The organism is Mesorhizobium sp. M0239, from assembly GCF_040321815.1.
Lineage (GTDB): Bacteria > Pseudomonadota > Alphaproteobacteria > Rhizobiales > Rhizobiaceae > Mesorhizobium.
In genome coordinates this window covers 19,742-37,604 of the sequence record NZ_JAMYSG010000021.1, presented here as the reverse complement: position 1 = coordinate 37,604, position 17,863 = coordinate 19,742, and the positions used below count along the sequence as shown (strand labels likewise).

13 protein-coding genes and 6 pseudogenes are annotated in these 17,863 nt (G+C 58.8%); 6 read left to right on the top strand and 13 right to left on the bottom strand.

Annotation, left to right across the window (positions count from 1 at the left end; genetic code table 11):
- A complete protein-coding gene (locus NKI99_RS21895) occupies positions 1 to 939 on the bottom strand; it encodes an ABC transporter permease (protein ID WP_352611917.1) in 939 nt (312 codons plus the stop codon).
- A 17-nt stretch (positions 940 to 956) separates the two neighbouring features.
- Positions 957 to 2,537, bottom strand: a complete 1,581-nt coding sequence (locus NKI99_RS21890) for an ABC transporter substrate-binding protein (protein ID WP_352611916.1) — start codon at positions 2,535 to 2,537, stop codon at positions 957 to 959.
- Positions 2,538 to 3,217: 680 nt separating this feature from the next.
- Here NKI99_RS21890 and NKI99_RS33855 point away from each other — a divergent pair.
- Both NKI99_RS33855 and NKI99_RS21885 read left to right on the top strand, forming a co-directional pair.
- Positions 3,218 to 3,331: pseudogene (locus NKI99_RS33855) on the top strand (ABC transporter permease); the annotation flags it as partial.
- A gap of 6 nt (positions 3,332 to 3,337) precedes the next feature.
- Positions 3,338 to 3,682: pseudogene (locus tag NKI99_RS21885) on the top strand (transposase); the annotation flags it as partial.
- Positions 3,683 to 4,085: 403 nt separating this feature from the next.
- Here NKI99_RS21885 and NKI99_RS21880 read toward each other — a convergent pair.
- The 3 genes and pseudogenes from NKI99_RS21880 to NKI99_RS21870 form a co-directional block, all read right to left on the bottom strand.
- A pseudogene (locus tag NKI99_RS21880) lies at positions 4,086 to 4,496 on the bottom strand (transposase); the annotation flags it as partial.
- Between the two features lie 142 nt (positions 4,497 to 4,638).
- Positions 4,639 to 5,766: a serine hydrolase domain-containing protein gene (locus NKI99_RS21875; protein WP_352611914.1), complete on the bottom strand. Its 1,128-nt coding sequence runs from the start codon at positions 5,764 to 5,766 to the stop codon at positions 4,639 to 4,641.
- 676 nt (positions 5,767 to 6,442) lie between these two features.
- Positions 6,443 to 6,544, bottom strand: a pseudogene (locus NKI99_RS21870) (class I SAM-dependent methyltransferase); the annotation flags it as partial.
- 491 nt (positions 6,545 to 7,035) lie between these two features.
- Between NKI99_RS21870 and NKI99_RS21865 the strand changes: the two are divergent.
- Entirely contained in the window at positions 7,036 to 7,266 is a 231-nt protein-coding gene (locus NKI99_RS21865; RefSeq protein ID WP_352611977.1) for a PaaI family thioesterase, read from the top strand.
- A gap of 164 nt (positions 7,267 to 7,430) precedes the next feature.
- On the opposite strand, the gene ltrA is transcribed toward NKI99_RS21865, so the two are convergent.
- Positions 7,431 to 8,504, bottom strand: coding sequence for a group II intron reverse transcriptase/maturase (gene ltrA, locus NKI99_RS21860; RefSeq protein ID WP_352611913.1), 1,074 nt, complete (start codon positions 8,502 to 8,504; stop codon positions 7,431 to 7,433).
- A 956-nt stretch (positions 8,505 to 9,460) separates the two neighbouring features.
- Here ltrA and NKI99_RS33850 point away from each other — a divergent pair.
- A pseudogene (locus tag NKI99_RS33850) lies at positions 9,461 to 10,761 on the top strand (IS256 family transposase).
- 74 nt (positions 10,762 to 10,835) lie between these two features.
- Here the strand turns inward: NKI99_RS33850 and NKI99_RS21845 are convergent.
- Positions 10,836 to 11,048, bottom strand: a pseudogene (locus tag NKI99_RS21845) (IS21 family transposase); the annotation flags it as partial.
- 73 nt (positions 11,049 to 11,121) lie between these two features.
- On the opposite strand from NKI99_RS21845, the gene NKI99_RS21840 reads away from it, so the two are divergent.
- Positions 11,122 to 11,457 (top strand): IS5 family transposase, encoded by a 336-nt coding sequence (locus tag NKI99_RS21840; protein WP_352611912.1) that lies wholly within the window; start codon positions 11,122 to 11,124, stop codon positions 11,455 to 11,457.
- Between the two features lie 17 nt (positions 11,458 to 11,474).
- Entirely contained in the window at positions 11,475 to 11,783 is a 309-nt protein-coding gene (locus tag NKI99_RS21835; RefSeq protein WP_352611911.1) for a transposase, read from the top strand.
- Here NKI99_RS21835 and NKI99_RS21830 read toward each other — a convergent pair.
- Genes NKI99_RS21830 through NKI99_RS21805 form a run of 6 tightly spaced genes read right to left on the bottom strand, consistent with a single transcriptional unit; the run spans position 11,780 to position 17,834 of the window.
- A complete protein-coding gene (locus tag NKI99_RS21830) occupies positions 11,780 to 12,886 on the bottom strand; it encodes an alcohol dehydrogenase family protein (RefSeq protein WP_352611910.1) in 1,107 nt (368 codons plus the stop codon). The two genes, NKI99_RS21835 and NKI99_RS21830, sit on opposite strands and share 4 nt — an antisense overlap.
- A gap of 14 nt (positions 12,887 to 12,900) precedes the next feature.
- Positions 12,901 to 14,007 (bottom strand): mandelate racemase/muconate lactonizing enzyme family protein, encoded by a 1,107-nt coding sequence (locus NKI99_RS21825; RefSeq protein WP_352611909.1) that lies wholly within the window; start codon positions 14,005 to 14,007, stop codon positions 12,901 to 12,903.
- Positions 14,004 to 14,384, bottom strand: a complete 381-nt coding sequence (locus NKI99_RS21820; RefSeq protein WP_352611908.1) for a carboxymuconolactone decarboxylase family protein — start codon at positions 14,382 to 14,384, stop codon at positions 14,004 to 14,006. Before NKI99_RS21820 ends, NKI99_RS21825 begins: the two co-directional genes overlap by 4 nt.
- A gap of 12 nt (positions 14,385 to 14,396) precedes the next feature.
- Positions 14,397 to 15,848, bottom strand: a complete 1,452-nt coding sequence (locus NKI99_RS21815) for an aldehyde dehydrogenase family protein (RefSeq protein WP_352611907.1) — start codon at positions 15,846 to 15,848, stop codon at positions 14,397 to 14,399.
- Positions 15,841 to 16,941, bottom strand: a complete 1,101-nt coding sequence (locus tag NKI99_RS21810; protein WP_352611906.1) for an aromatic ring-hydroxylating oxygenase subunit alpha — start codon at positions 16,939 to 16,941, stop codon at positions 15,841 to 15,843. The genes NKI99_RS21815 and NKI99_RS21810 overlap by 8 nt, the downstream gene beginning before the upstream one ends.
- Positions 16,938 to 17,834: a MurR/RpiR family transcriptional regulator gene (locus NKI99_RS21805; RefSeq protein ID WP_352611905.1), complete on the bottom strand. Its 897-nt coding sequence runs from the start codon at positions 17,832 to 17,834 to the stop codon at positions 16,938 to 16,940. Before NKI99_RS21805 ends, NKI99_RS21810 begins: the two co-directional genes overlap by 4 nt.
- Between the last annotated feature and the right edge of the window lie 29 nt (positions 17,835 to 17,863).

The window sequence follows — 17,863 nt, the reverse complement described above, 5'->3', positions numbered from 1 at the left end:
TCAGAGCTTTTCCCGGGTTCGCGGATCGAGTAATGCGTTGACCACATCAGAGAGCGTGGTGGCGGCAACGATAAGGAACGTGGTGACGAGGACGACGCCCATCACAATCGGATAGTTGCGCGTATTGACGGCATTCACGATCAACGCGCCGATGCCAGGTCTCGCAAAGACCACTTCGATAAAGACCGCGGACGAAAGAAGCCAGGCTATGCCTACGCCGAGTATGGTCACGGTCGGCAGGATCGCGAGCGGCAGCGCGTAGCGCGCAACGATGCGCCATTCCGATATCCCGAAGGAGCGGGCCATGCGGATATGGTTTTCGCCCAGAACCTCAAGCATGGATGCCCGTACCAGTCGAGAAATGTAACCCACCCAGCCGATCCCCATGGCGAAAGCTGGGAGGATGAGATGGATAAGTCCATCCCAGACGCCATTGCCGGCTCCGATCGCTGGCAACCAGCGCAGCGTCACGGCAAAGATCAGCAGCGCGTAGATCGCCACGACAAAAGAAGGAATTGCGATCGTGGCGACCGTGGCGACGCCGGCCACCTGGTCGATCACGGAGCTTCGCCGCATGGCCGAGTAACAGCCGAGCGGCACGGCTGCCACGACCGCCCATGAGATCGAGATCAAAATCAGCTCTAATGTAAAAGGCAATTGCTCGAAGACAATGTCGGCAACAGGTCGCTGGCTGAATACGTCAAAGCCGAGATTGCCATGAAGCAGCCCACCAAAGAACGTGACGATCTGCACGACGAGCGGCTTGTCCAGCCCCATCTGCTGATGAAGCTGAGCCGTCATTTCGAGCGTCGCCCGCGGGCCGAGCAGAACCGCGGCAGGATCGCCGGGCACTGCCCTGATCATCAGGAACAGTAGCGTCACCGCGATCGCAATAATTGCGACCGCGAGGACGACCCGTTTCACAAGGTAGAGCCACATGTCGGCCTGCGTCCAGCCTAAACCGGCCTGAATTCGAGGAACAGCGGGTACCCGTCCGGACGAGTTGGGGCCTGCGTGCGGGTGGTGCGATACATGACTGGATTTCCGCCATGGGTCAGGAACCGGTAGGCGCCCGATTCCTCCATGAGGTCCTGCATCTCTTGGTAGACGTTGCCCCGCTCATTCGGGTCGTTGATGGTGACCCCCTTGGCGCTGAGCTCGTCGAAACGCTCGCTGCGGAAGCGTTCCCAGTTCCACACGCCCACCTGATTCTGCACGAAGAAGGACGTCGCGTAATGTGGATCGGGCAGACTGGAGAAACTCATGAGACTGAGCTGCATCTCTTTCCAGCGATCGCCTTCCGATTCCATGCCGAGCGTCCAAAATGAGCCGGAATCCTGGACATTGACCTGGACCGTGATGCCGATCTGCGACAATTGCGCCTGCACAGTCTGGGCTATGCTCGAAAAAAGGCTTTCGTTTAGGCAATCGATTGTCAAGGTCAGATCGTTCACACCGGCCTCTTCCAGGAACTCCTTCGCCTTCGCGAGATCACCTTCGGGCGGAACGAGCGCTTTGTCGCGGTGCCCCACAATACCTGGAGGAATGGTGCCTGTCGCAACCTCCGCCTGTCCCGCAAACGCGGCATCGAGGATCTGCGGCACATCGATCGCCCACTGGATCGCCTTGCGGACATTGATGTCTTTCAGCTTCGGATGATCGATATTCATGCCGATCCAGTAGTAATAGAGCGAGGGATGTTCCTCGACCTTTGTGTCGGCTGGCGGATTGCTCTTGAACGTCGAAAGCGAATCCAGACTAATAAGAGTGAAATCAACGTCGCCTGCCTGATACGCGCGTTCCGCCGTCTTCTCGTCGCTAATGGGGATGATGCGGATTTCGTCAAACCCAGGCTTGGGGCCGGACCAGTCCGGGTTACGGGTCAGAAGCGTGTACTGCTTCGCCTTCCAGTCGGCGAGTACGTAGGGGCCGGAAAAAGCCGGCGGCTTCAGGCCGAAAGTGCTGCCATCACCGGTTGCCTTCATCACCGCATCCTCGGAAACGATGTGGCCAACGCCATAGGGGAATGCGACGTTCCAGACGGGCACGAACGGCGCCTTGAATACGATCACGCCAGTATAGTCATCCTCGATCTCGACATGATCGAACGGCCCCCAATCGGGCTTTATCGGCGAATTATGCTTGATCACGCGCTCAAAGGAGAATTTGACGTCCTTGGCGGTTATCTCGCCATGGCCGCCAGTAAATCTGATGCCCTTCTTAAGATGGAAGCGGATATGAGTAGGATCGACCTGTTCCATCCTTTCTGCCGCCTCCAATTCCCAGCCCCATTCGGAGCCTGCCTTGTAGTGCGTGAGCTTGGAATATAAGCAGTACATAACGTCAATTTCGGCGCTAGCGGAGTAGAAGCCGGGATCGAGCGTGGCGAGGTCCACATAGCTGCGCGCCTTGAGCACCTTGCCTTCCGCTGCCCAGATGGCTTGCGATAAGGGCATCCCGGCGACGAGACCCCCGCCGAGCGCGGCGCCTGTCTTAAGGAAAGCCCGCCGGCTCACATTGCCTACGATATCCTTCATGGTTAATTCCTCCCGTTCATAAGCGACTTCTCAGGGTCGCTGTTGGTTGATCCGATCACGTAAATCGTGAGCCGCCTTTCGACAGGCCGATAGAGCGAAACGCAGCTGCCGCTCGCTGCATTGAAATCTCCCTGTACCCCACCGTGTCTCACCGCTGTTATGGGCGAAGAACAGCAGCGCTTTGATGAGCATGCCAGCGAAGGTCCTTCCCGAGTTGTTCGTTTGTACGACCGTCCGCTAGCTGACGAAGGTACGATTGTTTTATTAGTCTGTCTATACAAAAACATTTGTGCCATGATCATTGGCGGAGGAAAAAATTGGGAAATCTTCCAAGGCTAACCACAAGCGGGATACCCCGAGGACAAAAACCCCTGGCCAAGGCCGGAGACGTGGCGGCCGAAATCCTGGGCCTGTCCGCCCTCCCTGAAACGGTCGCGGCCTTGCGATACGAACTGGGGCTCGATCTGCCCCTTCATCAGGTATGTGCACTGGCTCGGCGGATCGCTTACAGGGGATCTCGGACATTCTCTCGCAAACGGGCGTGCCGTCTCACAGTTGATAGTGAGCGGCTGGGCAGTACCTTGTTTCTGGCAGGCGTTGCGGCCTTCTTTTCTGTACCCCCGTTCTTGCTGCTGGGGCCACTCACTGCGCTTTAGCGCGGGTCGGTGTTCGGCCAGCGGCGGGTCAATGTGTGGCATGCGCTGCCCAATGCCCTGGCACCGATTATCGACGTCGTGGTGATCGATCTCGCCTACCTCATTGTAGGCGTTGTCGTGGTCGAAGTCGTGTGTGTCGACGACGAGGGCTTCATGCGCTATCGCGCCAGCAAGCTCGACTGTGACGCCTGCGCTCTCAAGCCTCGATGCTGTCCGAACGCTCCAGCCCGCAAGATCCTGCGCTCCATCCACGAGGGCGCGCGCGACATGGCCCGTGATATCGCCGCCACCGACGCCTATGTGACCTCGCGCCGCGAGCGAAAGAAGGTCGAGATGCTGTTTGCGCACATCAAACGTATCCTGAAACTCGATCGCCTGCGATTACGGGGACCGAATGGCGCCCGAGACGAGTTCCACCTGGCAGCCGCCGCCCAGAACCTCCGGAAACTGGCCAAGCTGATCCCAGTGCCGGTGCCGAAACCGGCGTGAGAGGGCCTGGCCTTCGAACATCCTCAAATGGCGACCAACGAACACGCTGTCATCAGTCGACTTCTTCAACACAATCGGCGAGGACGTGACCGAGACGCTGAAGAGATCCCTCGCTCAAATTTTCGCCGGCGAAAAGGATGGTCCCATCCGTGATCCGGCAAACAGGTTTAACATACCCGAGTGCTGCAAGGCCTGTCGTTCGCCGTAGTGATCAGCCACTCGCATCGGGGACTTCATCGAGCAAGCGGTTACATGACCGCGCTCAAAGGCCGAACATATGACCGCACCGTTCACGCGTGCTCAGCCGTCTGAAAAATGGACTTGCCTAAGGGCCGTTCCAGATATGGGTGGTGGAGAGACCACTCTGTCATAGAGCAGGTCGCTATCCACCTGCCCATGGGATCTGCTTGGGCGCCGCCACGATGGTGGCATCGATGATCTGCCCGCCCATCGCACTTTTCTAAACGGGCGAACAGGTTCTCTACCGCGCCGGCCTATGTGAGATGCTCCCGGAACGGCCAGATCGTCTTGGCGGCCGGCACCCTGTCTCCGAGACCCAGCCGAGGAAGCGCATGAAGGATAGTCGGTCCTGGATCTGGAACTCGGCCTGGTGGTCAGACAGGCCGTAGAGCGCCTGCAGAACCATGATCTTGAACATCATCACCGGATCGTGAGGCGGCCGGCCACCGTTCGCGCCATCGAGCGCTTCAGCGCCTTTGCCGAGCGGCTTGTGGAAAACCTCGCACGGCACCACCGCATTCAGCTTCTCCAGCGGATCGTCGGCCTCGCTCAGCCAGACATATCGCTCGTCAATGTCCCAGAAACCAGCCTATCCCGGCATCCACTGCCTCCGCGCAAATCAACGCGTCGAGTGAATCAAATCCGGTTCCAAAGGGGAGGTATTTCGAACTGTCCAAATGCGAATAAAGCGGTTCCTCTGCGCAGAAAGGACCACCTCATAATTCTGCAGCAAGATTAGCCATCATCTCCACGAGCTGATTGCTGAAGTTGCCGTCGGAGGCACTCTTGTTCTCTAGCACGCTGAAGTAGACGACGACAGTGCCGGTGTCAGGGTTTGCAAGCATGTACTGACCGCCCCAGCCGCCGTGGCCGAGCCAAGTGCCGTCGGTCATCGTTTGGCGGCTATACCGGCGCGACTTCTGGAGGAAGGGCCCGGGGTTGCGGCGGGTGTCTTCGATGAAGGCGGCATCGCCCACACGGCGGCCCTCGAGCCCCTCGCCCTTGCGCGCGAAGAGCAGGCCGTAGCGCGCGAGGTCCCGGGCGGAGAGGCAGGCGCCACCGTTGACCAGCGGCACGCCCTCGCGGTCGCAGGTGATGTGGAAGCATCCTTCGATGCCCGCGGCCTCGACGATCTCGATCAGCCAGTCGCGCAGTGGCCGGCCACTGGTGCGCTCGACGATCCACCCGATGACCTCGCTGTTAGTCGACTTGTAGAGCGCGTGGCCGGTACGATTCACGAGATCATCGCTAGCGACTCCACAGAGGAAGGCTCGAATTGTCCCCTCCTTCTCGCCCTCAGGTGGCAAGCGCCATCCTGCGTCACGCTCCATGGCAAACCACGTCGCGTAGGGGTCGTTGAGATCCTCGGAGAAGTCGTTGGCAACGTTCATGTCGGCGACATCGCGCAGGGTTGCATCCGCATAGCCCGCGCCGATCTCCGGCAGATAGTCGCTAACTCTGCGGCCAAGGTCGACGAGGCCGTCGGCGACGCATCGGCCGAGCAACAGGTTGAGCGTCGTCTTGGTGATCGACTGGATGCTGTGAGGCCTGTTAGGACCGAAGTCCGGCGCATACGCCTCGTATAGGATGCGTCCGCCCTTCACTACGACGAAGGCGGAGAAATGCGGCATGGCGAGGAAGCGAGCGACCTCAGGCCGTTCGCCGATCCTCCAGTCGATCTGCTTCACCAGGGGGAGGACCGAGGGTGCACGGAAGGAGAGGCTGTAGCGGGCCGTCCTGTAGAGGTCGTGGAAGCCATAGCGGCGGTAGTCAGGCAGTTCCCAGCGCGGCTTGTTGTCGGCAGCTATGGCGAGGTCGGGGTTGGGGATCGAGGCGAGCGTCATGTGGCGGGTCCTCCAAGATGGGATTGGTTTGTGGGATTCATGGCCGAGCACCGTGTGTGTGTTGCGTCTTCAGCAGCCTCCTGGTTGATGTAGGCACCTCTGGACATCCACGTGTTAATGCTGTTCTCGTTTCTTTGCGAAAATCGTCGGGGTTGGTCGCCCGAGAGACACCGCCACCGGGCGTGGCGACGCTTGGCATCGCGGTAAGTAGCTGGGTCTCGCGCGTCTCCCGAGAAAGCGCGCTCTCCGGCTACCTATAAATACGTTCTCGGATCGCATAACGATTACAGGGTTAATGCGCGGATTGATAGAAAGATGCATGCGTTTCACGCAACCACTGCGGACGACTATCCTTCCGCAGTTGCGACGATCGGTCAGCGCGTCTTTGTTGATTACATCCATTCTTAGATCACTGTCGCGCTGCACGATCTCGTAGGTAGGCGACGCTCGCGCAGCAAAGAGAAGCGATTGATCTGATCGATTAGCAGACGCCCGCCCTTTCGAAGTGAAGCAGCGGCTTCGACGGAGTCTCTCATTATCAGCTCCATCGAAATAGCCAAAAGTCGTGTACCACAGAAGGGCCGCGTCAAACCGATCTCGCCAGGGGAGTGAGCGCATATCCCACGAATGTACTCAACATCTACCGGGCGTTCGGCCGCATCCGTTTCGGCTTTTTTCAGCAAGTCGGCGAGATATCCGATCCGGTTACCCGCGCTCCTTTTTCCGCCAACCGGTTGGTAATCCGCCCATGACCGCATCCGAGTTCAAGAACTGAGTTGCCGTATCCAAGTGAGAGAAGCTTGAAATCGCTCTACTTCCCGGTCACTTCTCTCAGGCGGATTGACCAAATCGGCAAAATACAAGTAACTCTGAAGCATGTTTCAAGTGATGTACAAATGGACGCAGTGTCGCAGCGCACGTGTTTCTCCATATTCAACGCTTGTTCAATTTGGTTTATACAAGTCTCCTCTCTGGAAATAGACTGTGGATACACCGCCAGAACGACCTATATCGTCCACCTGTATATTTCTATCATTTCGCGCTGCAATATTCCATTTGACTGAACGAATTGAAAGTAAAAGATTTGTTACTGTTTTTTACCTTTCTTAAACAATTGGCCGGTAATTACCAGGCTTCTCTGATTGGGGTTTGAGGTCAAGTTTCTCCTGCTTTCTTTCCGGACGATGTCGCTCCGTGGGTCACTCGCTTCTCTTCGCGGTCGGCGCAGGGCCGCCGCATGACGGGGCTCAGTAGAGCGAGGCGTCTCTCATTGGTCTACCAGTCAACGAGTTCGCTCCTGGCAGAGTCTCGATGTCGCTGACGCCGGCGCAGGCGCACACTAATCCGCGGGGGAGCGTTGCCGGAGGCATAATCGCAACCGCGTTGGATACCGCAGCGGCGTGGAGTTGCCATCTTCTTTGCTCGGAAGGGACGGTTTGCACCACCATTGACTTGAAAGTTAATTTCCTTCGTCCGCTTGATGTAAGCGAGAAGACGTAGAAGTGGTCGCGACAGTCCTGCATTCAGGCCCCAAAGATCATGGTCTTAGAGGTGAAGATCTCTCGTAAAGATCGTGGTCGAGTAGCTCAGCCATTCGGCTTTCGCCCTCACAGATCCGGGCGGGCGGATTTCCCGCACCCGGCTCTTCCCGAGGGTAACCCGCGTCATATCCGTGCCTGCGCCCAAGTTCGAGTGATGCGCGGAGTTGGCAGGGGGAAGCGCGCCGTCAGGGTCTCGAACTCCGACCAGCCCATGCGCCGGCTTTTCTGGCTGCGCCGTCTCAGACACCGTAGCCATATCCGGCGCATTTGCCGATGGAATCCGTTGAGCGCTGGGTAGTTGTGCCGCCTGCCGTAGTAGCCGTAGTGTCCACGCAGAACGGCGGCGAACCACCTGTGCTGCGCAGCCATTGGCGCATGCATGAGCCGCCAGGCATCCTGGCGCAGCGCCGTCAGCTTGCGCGTCAGGCGTTTCCCTTCCGTCTTGTGCTTCACGATGAACCGGCCATCCCGGGTCCGCCCGCAGTAGTGGGTGAAGCCCAGAAAGGCGAAGGTCTCGGGTCGCCGCTCGCCACGCCGCTGTCGTGAAAGGGCCGCGAACCGCCCAAACTCGATCAACCGCGTCTTGTCCTCGTGGAGAGTCAGGCCAAAGCCGGCCAGCCGCGCCTTGAGGGCCAACAGCATCTCCTCTGCATCGGCCTTCTTCTCAAAGCCCATGACGAAGTCGTCAGCGTAACGCACGATCACAACGCGACCGTATGCATGTCGACGTCGCCATTGGTGGGCCCAAAGATCGAGGATGTAGTGCAGGAAGATATTGGCGAGGAGCGGGCTGATGCCCGCCCCTTGCGGGGTACCCCTGTCCGTCTCTTGCTTCTCGCCGCTCTCAAGGACGCCAGCCCGCAACCACAGCCCAATGAGCCGTAGGATACGAGGATCAGCGATCCTATGCGCCACCATCCGCAGCAGCCACTCGTGGTCGACCGAGTCGAAGAAGCTGCGAATGTCGGCATCGAGCACCCAGTTCACACGCTGGCTCATGATCGCTGTATGCAGGGCATCAAGCGCCATGTGGGGGCTCCGCCCCGGCCGGAAGCCGTAGGAGAATCCCAGGAAGTCGACCTCGTAGACAGCACTCAGCACCTCGGCCACCGCGCTTTGGACGATCTTGTCTTCCAGCGCCGGCACCCCGAGAGGCCGTTTACCGCCATCGGCTTTGGGAATGTAAACCCGCCGCACCGGCTGTGGCCGGTAGCGATCGGTGTGGACCCTTCGCAGAGATCACGGATGTTGTCCGTCACACCCTCTTCGTATTTCGCCACGGTCATCCCATCGACCCCAGCACTCACCTGTCGCTTCTGTCGCCGAAACGCCCGGTAAAGGGCTTCTTCGTCGACGTGATGCAGCAGGGCCGTGAACCGGGTTTGGGCAGCCTGCTTGGCCGCCGCGTTCACCCGCTCGAGGTTCAGCGGCAAGGCAACCCGGCTCTGTGTCCGGCCCTTGGCCTCCTCGCGCAGGCTCCCCTCAGGCTGGTCCCTTCCCTCCACTCGCCTCGTTTCCTTCGACGGCTTCACGGGTACTATGAACCAGTCCGACTCCCGACCTCAGCTCGGACGGCAGCTCTGGCAGTACCTTGCTGCTGTCCCCCGCTGGAGACCAATCCAGCGGACCCGGTCGGGCCTCTCATGTTCCGATGATTACCTTCCATGCGTGATCCGGCCATCGACCCCGGCGGAGCGGCATCGTCTCGCGTAGCGACGATGCTCATATTGCCTTCGTGAATAGGGAACACACTCGGCCTCCGCGAACATCCACCTTTCGAGGCTCATTCCCGCACCCCGCATGGCTCCTGTCTACACTTCAGACCCCGCGTTGCCGCGACGCCCGCAAGACTCGGTCCCGGCTTGCCTGCTACGGCTTTGGCCGGATGGGACTTGCACCCACAAGCAATCATCAGCTTGGCATGACGTACTCCCAGGGAGTGGTGTAGCTGACGGCTTGGTCGCCGCGCTCTCCGGCATGGGGCCGGGCTGATCAGCGTGCCACGGCTGGCAGGCTGATGAGAGGATCATCGCTCATTTGGCTGATGGTTCCAGCGTCATGTATCTGGCGCGCTGCACGGCCCATTCGTCGTTCGGGGACTGTCGGGAATTCTGTGCGCGAGGCCATGATGATGGAAAGGAGAGAATCATCACATGGCTATTGAGAAGGAACTTCTGGACCAACTGCTTGCCGGCCGCGATCCGAATGAGGTGTTTGCCAAGGACGGATTGCTCGACGACCTGAAGAAGGCGCTTTCGGAACGGATTCTGAACGGCGAACTGGACGAGCACCTCGATGAGGAGCAGGCCGACGGCAACGCCAATCGCCGCAATGGCCATTCGCGGAAATCGGTGCTGACGGCACATCGAAGATGACGCTGACGATCCCGCGCGACCGTCCCGGAACCTTCGATCCGAAGCTGATCGCCAAATATCAGCGCCGCTTCCCAGACTTCGACGAGAAGATCATCTCCATGTATGCGCGCGGCATGACGGTGCGCGAGATCCGCGGCCACCTGGAGGAGCTCTACGGCATCAACGTATCGCCGGACCTGATCTCGGCCGTCACCGACGCTGGCCTGGAGGAAGTGGCAGAGTGGCAGAATCGCCCGCTGGATGTGGTCTCCGCTCGTCTTCTTCGATGCCATCCGGGTCAAGATCAGGGACGAGGGCTTCGTCAGGAACAAGGCCGTCTACATCGCGCTCGGCATCCTGCCGGATGGCACGAAGGAGATCCTCGGCATCTGGATCGAGCAGACCGAGGGCGCCAAGTTCTGGCTGCGCGTCATGAACGAGTTGAAGAGCCGTGGCGTCGCCGACGTCCTGATCGCCGTCGTCGACGGCCTCAAGGGCTTCCCCGAGGCGATCAACGCCGTCTTTCCCCAGACTGTCGTCCAGACCTGCATCGTGCACCTGATCCGTCATTCCCTGGAGTTCGTGTCCTGGAAGGACCGCAAGTCCGTCGTGCCGGCGCTTTGCCGTCCGGCCATGCCCCAGTTTCCTCTCTTGCAGGGAAACTGTCCGCGATTTTCCTTGTCTCAGTCTGGGGGTGCACTCCATAAGCGTCCGGTTTCGTTTCGGAATCGCTGTCCGGTTTCATTGGAATACGCAGCATGAAGGCTCTTGAGGACTTCGAAGCCAGCTACTGGGGGCAGCGGTATCCGGCGATCACCCAAAGCTGGCGGCGCAATTGGCAGCACATCGTCCCATTCTTTGCCTATCCCGAAAGCGTGCGGCGGATCATCTACACCACGAACGCCATAGAGGCGCTGAACTCCAAGCTGCGCCGCGCCGTCCGCACCCGGGGACACTTCCCCAGTGACGATGCGGCCATGAAGCTGCTATATTTGGTGCTGAACCACGCGGCCGAGGAATGGAAACGACCGCCGCGCGAATGGTTCGAGGCCAAGACCCAGTTCGCCGTCGTCTTCGGCGAAAGGTTCGTCGGCCAATGACGAAACCGGCCTCGCGCGCAGAATTCCTGACAGTTCCATCGTTCTGTTCGAGCAAGATCGCGCCAACCAGGCGGAATGAAGATCGCGTCCACCGCCGTCTTCATGTTGTCGTAGATGCCGCGCGTGCAGGCGCCGCGGAAGAAGCTGAACGCCCGGTCATGGGCGTCGAACACCATCTCCTGCGTTTCGCGCGGATAGGCCCGCACGAAGAACATACGGCTGTGGCAAAGCCGCATGTGCGCCACCTTCACGGTTACCGTCACGCCGTCGAGCAGAACGATCTCGTGCCCACGGACCTCACAGAAGCCTCCAGATTCCCCTGAGCCTGGATTGTGATTCAACCTTTGGATGGAACGATTTGTGCTGACGGACGCCCAATGGGCGAAGATGGAACCGCATTGCCTGGGTAAACCAAGCGATCCCGGACGAAGTGGCGGTGACAATCGCCGCTTCATCGAAGCCTTGCTTTGGATCGTGCGGACAGGAAGTCCGTGGCGTGACCTTCCAGCCTTCTTCGGGAGCTGGAACACCGTTTTCAAGCGCTACCGCGATTGGGTCAAAGCCGATGTTTTCGTTCGGCTTTTCGAAGCCTGTTCGGATGAACCGGACATGGAATACGCCATGGTTGATGCCACCATCGTCAAGAGCCACCGCCACGGACAGGGCGCAAAAGGGGGACTCAAAGCCAGGCCATAGGCCGCTCCAAAGGCGGCATGACAACCAAAATCCTGGCACTCACCGATGCACTTGGCAATCTTGTGCGCTTTGTCCTCTTGCCCGGCCAGCGGTTCGATACGGTCGGCGTTGCACCACTTATCGATAGTGTCTGGTTCGGCGGCTTGATCGCCGACAAAGGCTTCGACAGCAACACCATCATTGCCGATCTGAATGAGCGCGGCGCCAAGATCCTTATTTCACAGCACTCACGTCGTACTTTTCCGCTGCCGCTCGACAAGGAACTCTACAAATGGCGCCACCTCAGCCGCCGTCATAAATTCACACTGAACCTCAACAAGCCTTAGTTTGTGGTGACTACGATGTTCCCGACGTGCTGTTTATCCATAAACGCCTGCTGCGCCTGGCGGAGCTCTCGCAGAGGGTACTGCGCTGCCAGAAGTGGCTTCAGCAGTCCCTGCTCAATGAGGCCTACAAGTCGCTTGGCCGTGCCAGGTGGTACAATTGTTGCGCCAGTGAGCTGCAGATCCTTGTAGATGAGCTGCCGCAAATCGAACTCGACTGTAGGCCCTGAAATGGCGCCGGAGCTGGAATACCGTCCTCCCTGGCGTAAAGCGTCAATGAGATGACTGAAAATCTTGCCTCCTACGACGTCAATCGCGACATCGACCTGGCCGCCTACCGCTGACCGGATTGCGTCAGACAGGGCAGGTGTGTTTCGATCGAGTACCGCATGTGCGCCGAGTTCCCTAAGGCTGGCCACCTTCGACGGGCTCGCTATAGCAACGACACGCGCTCCGCGCAGCCGACACAGCTGCACCGCGGCCGACCCGACCCCCCCCGAAGCTCCCGCGATCACCACTGTCTCACCGGGACGAAGGTCCGTTCGCGCCACCAGGTTCTCCGCCGTCGTGTATGCGCAGGGAAATGTTGCAAGCTCGGCATCGGAAAGGTCTGTGTTGATACGCAGCGCATTGCCGGAGCGTACGACCGTATATTCGGCAAAACCACCATCGCACTCCGATCCGAAATAGATCGCATTGGCAAGGTCCATCCAATCACCCGCGCCAAGCAACCAGGGATCCACTATAACCCGCTCACCAATTCGCGCGGGGTTCACCCCCTCACCGACACCGACGATGGTGCCAGCGACATCAGCGCCCTGGATCAATGGGAACCGAACCGGCGCACCACCCCAGCTTCCTTCCTCTGATCGAGCATTGGCAAAGCCATCACTGCCGGTCGATGGCGTAATTCCGTCTGTCACCGATTTGGAGTACCAAGCCGTGCGAGTGTTGATGTCCGTGTTGTTCAACCCACAGGCACCGACTCGGATCAGAACCTGCCCATCGGCCGGCGCCGGAATGGGCCAATCTTCACGATAGTGGAGTTTATCCAGGCCGCCATGGCCAGTAAGCACAACGGCACGCATTACGGCTTGGGAGTTCACGCAGATCTCCCGGATCAATGAAACGTCGATACTGGTGTCCCAAGCCGGTTGGCGTCGGGACTCACTCCCAATCCTGGCGTCGAGGGGGGCGTGGCATAGCCTTTGACGTTCCGCGCCCCTTGACCTGGAACAGGATCGACGGCCAGGTGGTGATGGCAAAGCCAGCTGGCCAGCCTGTTTTCGCGCGGGGTTGAGGAGGCAAGGTGTATTGCTGCGGTGTCGGCCAGGGCGGATCCCCCGAGATCCTCCAAATGCATCTGCCAGCCGACAGACACGCCGAAGTCGCGAATTTGCCTTGCTTTCGTCAGCCCGCCAACCCGATTAGGCTTCACCTTGACGCCCTCGCACGCGCCGAGCTTCCACGCATCAAGATGATCCTGGAAGGTATGCAGGCACTCATCGAGCATAATAGGCTGGTTCACCCGGCTTGCCACTTGCGCGCATTGCGCAAGGGTTTCGCAAGGCTGCTCGACCCATCCACGCAAGGCGACATTGTTCAAGACTTGAACGGCGACGGCAGGAACCCAGGCGCGATTTACGTCATAGGTGACAGTTTCGTCTGGATGCAAAGCCGCTTCGATTGCCTCGATCCTCGAAATGTCGACGACAGGGTCACTGCCACCAACCTTCGCCGAATGCGTCCGATATCCATGCTCGTAGGCCTGACGGATCAGCGCGATCATCTCGTCGTTCGATCCGGTAGAAATAGACGAGTTGACGGCAACCGGATCGGCTTTGTCGCCTCCAAGCAACCGCCAAAGAGGCATTCCAGAAACGCGCCCCAGTATGTCCCAGCACGCCATATCGAGTGCTGATTTGACGTAGAGGTGACCAGGTAAGGCGATGTCCATCGTGCGATTGATGGCGTCGAGAGCGCAAGGGTCTTGGCCCAATAGAGAGGGTGCCAACGTTCCAATTCCAGCGCGAATACCGGGCCCATGGGCGGGTAGATAGGTGTTGCCCCAGGGGCACCCTTCACCCCAACCCGATATGCCTTCATCGGTGTCGATCCGGACGAACGTGCTATCGAGCTTATCGAACCGAAGTCGTCCTCCCGATAGCCAATATGGTTTCGAAAGAGGCAGGTCTACCTGCCAAACGGTTATACTGGTGATCTTCATAGCATCCCTTGCTCCTGCAGCACTTTGCGGGCGATCCGAAAGCACTCGAGCGCTTGGGGAACGCCGCAATAGATGCCGATAACGTGGATAACAGCGCGGATTTCGTTTGTTGAGACGCCATTGGTAACGGCGCCGCGGCAATGGGTTTCCCATTCATGCATTTTGCCCAAAGCGCCGATCATGGCGAGGTTCATCAGCGAACGCGTTTTCGCGTCGATCGTCTCATCTCCCCAACCAAAACCCCAACACCATGCTGTCATCGCCTCTTGAAAGGGTCGGGTGAAATCATCAGCCGCAGCGAGATTGGCTTCGACGTACTTCGCTCCTAACGTGGCCTTGCGCTTGGCAAGGCCGACGTCAAACAAATCCTGTTGCAATGGAGTTCTCCTTTACCGGATGGCAATCGCGATGTTTTTGGTTTGCAAGTAGTTCCAAAGCGCCTCTCGGCCTTTTTCACGGCCGTAGCCTGATTTGCCGAAGCCGCCAAAAGGTGTCTCGACGCCGCCGGCGTACCACTCATTGACGAACACCTGTCCGGCTCTTAAGCGCCGCGCGGCCTTCATTGCGCGATCGACATCTGCCGTGAAGATGCCGGAGACCAAGCCATAATCGGTACCGTTCGCCAGGCGCAAAGCCTCATCGTCACTGCCGAACTTCAAAACCGAGAGAACAGGCCCAAAGACTTCCTCCCGTGCGATTGCCATATCCGGTGTTACGTTGTCGAAGACAGTCGGCTCCAAGAAAAATCCTGGACGGTTGAGGCGCCTGCCACCGACAACCGCACGCCCTCCCTGCCGCTCGGCTTGCTGGCACATGGATTCAGCTCGATTGCGCTGCGCGTCCGAAATCATGGCGCCCATGTTGGGACCGAATTCGGGCCTATCCACGCCAGGACCTGCTGAAATGGAGCGCGCCATATCCGCAACCCGCTCAACAACTTCGTCGTGCACGTCCTCATGCACGATCAGCCGAGACATAGCCGAACACACCTGGCCTGCGTTGAAGAAAATCCCCCAACGAACATTCGACACGAGGTTGTCCAGGTTCGCGTCCGGCCAAGCGATCGCGGCGGACTTACCGCCCAATTCAAGCACACATGGAACGACATTTTTTGCAGCGGCCGATGCGATACTGACCCCTGTCGGAACCGAGCCGGTGAAGACGATCTGATTTACGTCGGGGTGGCTGACGAGAGACCCGCCCGCTTCGCGGCCCAAGCCGCAGAGAATGTTCACCGCCCCCCGCGGCAGCCCCGCGTACTCGGCGGCGCTTGCGATGAACGAATTGGTCAAAGGATCGAGCTCAGGTGTCTTTACAACGCACGCGTTGCCTGCTGTCAGAGCCGCCGACAACGAGCGTGCGGTCATCTCGAGTGGATAGTTCCAGGGGACGACATGCGCGGATACGCCGAACGGTTCATAGACCGTGAAATCGTAGTAGCCGTCTCCGAGAGGTATGGAACGACCTTCGATCGTTTCGCACTGATTGCCGTAGTACTCGAAATATCGAGCCGCCCCTTCGACCTCGATGCGGGCCTCCCAAAGCGGTTTGCCCGCTTCGCGGCATAGGACATAGGCAATCTCATCGATATGATCGAGCAGATAGGTACCCATCGCCCGCACCATTCGCCCCCGCTTGACGGGGCGCATTTCTGTCAACGCGCCGGACTTATGACAGGCCTTGGCGGCCTTCACGGCGCGATCAACGTCCTGCGCGCTCGCCAGGGCCTGCTGCGCAAGCGCATCTCCAGTTGCAGGATCATCCACGGTGAGATTGCCCGCACCGCCGTCGACCCACTCGCCATCTATATAGTTCTGCCAATAGGCCTTGATCTCAGACATCGACACCTTCACGCATCCACTGCTGCAACATTCGTACCGAGTGCTCGGAGTTCACACCGCAGTTCGGATCGATAACGAGCGGACCCGGCCTGTATCCGCGACTGTGCAAGCCACGCTGGACGGCCTCGACGATATGGATATCCTCTTCGACGGTTGTTGCCCTGTCCTGGATCGCCAATTTTCGGATGATGTCGGACTCGGCTCCGTCGATCGTATACCAACCACGCCAGACGACGACTTCGTCGACATTCTTGATGCGCCAGTGATAGGTGTTGAGAATGTTGCCGGGATAAACCTGAAAGGAAAATGTCGGCCAAAGAAACCAGGACGAATATTCTCCAGCGCGCGCATTGGCCTTGAGGTCAATGGGATAACTCATTCGGTCGAGATTCTGGCATTCGGTAGTATGACGCAGACAATAGCCCTGAGGCTGGATGTCATATGTTTCGGGCTTTATAACCCCGGTAGCAAAGGTCTTGTGGTTCAGAGCACAGTGGTAGCATTCGGAGTAGTTCTCGATCGATACCTTCCAGTTGCAGCTTTCAGGAATCTCAACCCATTCCAGAGGCTTCAGCTGGTCGATGTGAGGGACAAATTCCGTCAGCTCCTGCCGAACCTTTGGGAACCATTCGTCCATCGGTTTGGCGTCCGGGTCGAGATTGACAAAAACAAATCCGCAAAACAGTTCGACTTTCACGCTCGTCAGACAGATGTCGTTGCGATCGAACCCCGGGACGGCGTTGACGTTGGGACCGCCTCGCAGCTTGCCCGTGAGTTCATAGGTCCAAGCGTGGTAGGGGCATACCAGCAGCCGAGCGTTCCCGCTTCCCCTTACCAATTCGTGCGCGCGATGCTGGCATACATTGTAAAAAGCGCGGACCTGGCTATCTCTGTCGCGAATGCAAAACAGGCTCTGCCCTGCGAGTTCAAAGGTGAAGTAGTCGCCAGGTTTCTCCACCAAAGAGGAGTGGCCTGCGAATTGCCACGTCCGGCTCAGGAGTCCGTCTTCTTCCTTGGCGAAGATGGTAGGATCGGTATAGTAGCGCGCTTCCAGCGATCGCAGGGGTTTCGGCGGCGCCGACGAAACGTTCATCGTGGTTCCTCTTTCCAATAGACACCAAGCTCGTAGCGGCGCTTATGAAACCGCTCGATATTATTGACTGCATCGGCCGCCGCTTCAGCCACCACGAAAGCAACGATCGTTTCAAAAAGCGCCGTCAAGGCAACGGTCGACGGGAAAAACTGTGGTGTGTCGGTCGGGAGGACGAAACGTTGGTCGGCGCGGGCCAGGATAGGGGACGCGGGACTGTCGGAGATGCCAACGACCTTGATGCCATAGGCGCGGGCCAACTCAACGGCCTCGACAACCTCGCGCCGGTACGGCTTGAACGTCATCGCTATCAGGAGATCGCCCTTCTCGGCGCGGACCAACCCGTCCACAGGAAGGGATCCCTCGCGTGGAATCGCAACGACGCTGTCCACTGCCATGCTTGCCAGATAGGCGAAATTTCGCGCGACCGAACTCGCAAAGCCCAAGCCCAAGACGTAGGTGGTGCGCGCCTTTACAATGGCATCCGCGAGTTGCTTGATCTCGGTGGCGCTGGTTCCCGAAAATAGACCTTCGATATTCTCGATCGACGTCGATGCCATCTGGCTGTAGAGGCTGGCCAGTTTTCCACCTTTGGATAGCGACTGCAGCCAGCGGGCCCGGTCCGGAAAGTCCTCGCGTCCGCGCATCACTTGCTCGCGAAAGGGTTTTCGAAAATCCTCGTAGCCCTCAAAACCAAGCGCGCGCGCCATTCGCACCAGCGTATTGGGCTTTACGTCCGCGCCTTGTGCCATGCTTCTAATCGAAGTGATGCTGATCATGTTCGAATTCTCGAGCACGTGGGCAGCTGCCTTCTGCAACTCGGGAGTGAATGTAGATAGTCGGCTCGTCAGAGCGTCGAGAACCATTGTGGCTGTTTTTACCTTTGGTACAGTCATGTGTTTCATCCTTGACAATCGTACACTTG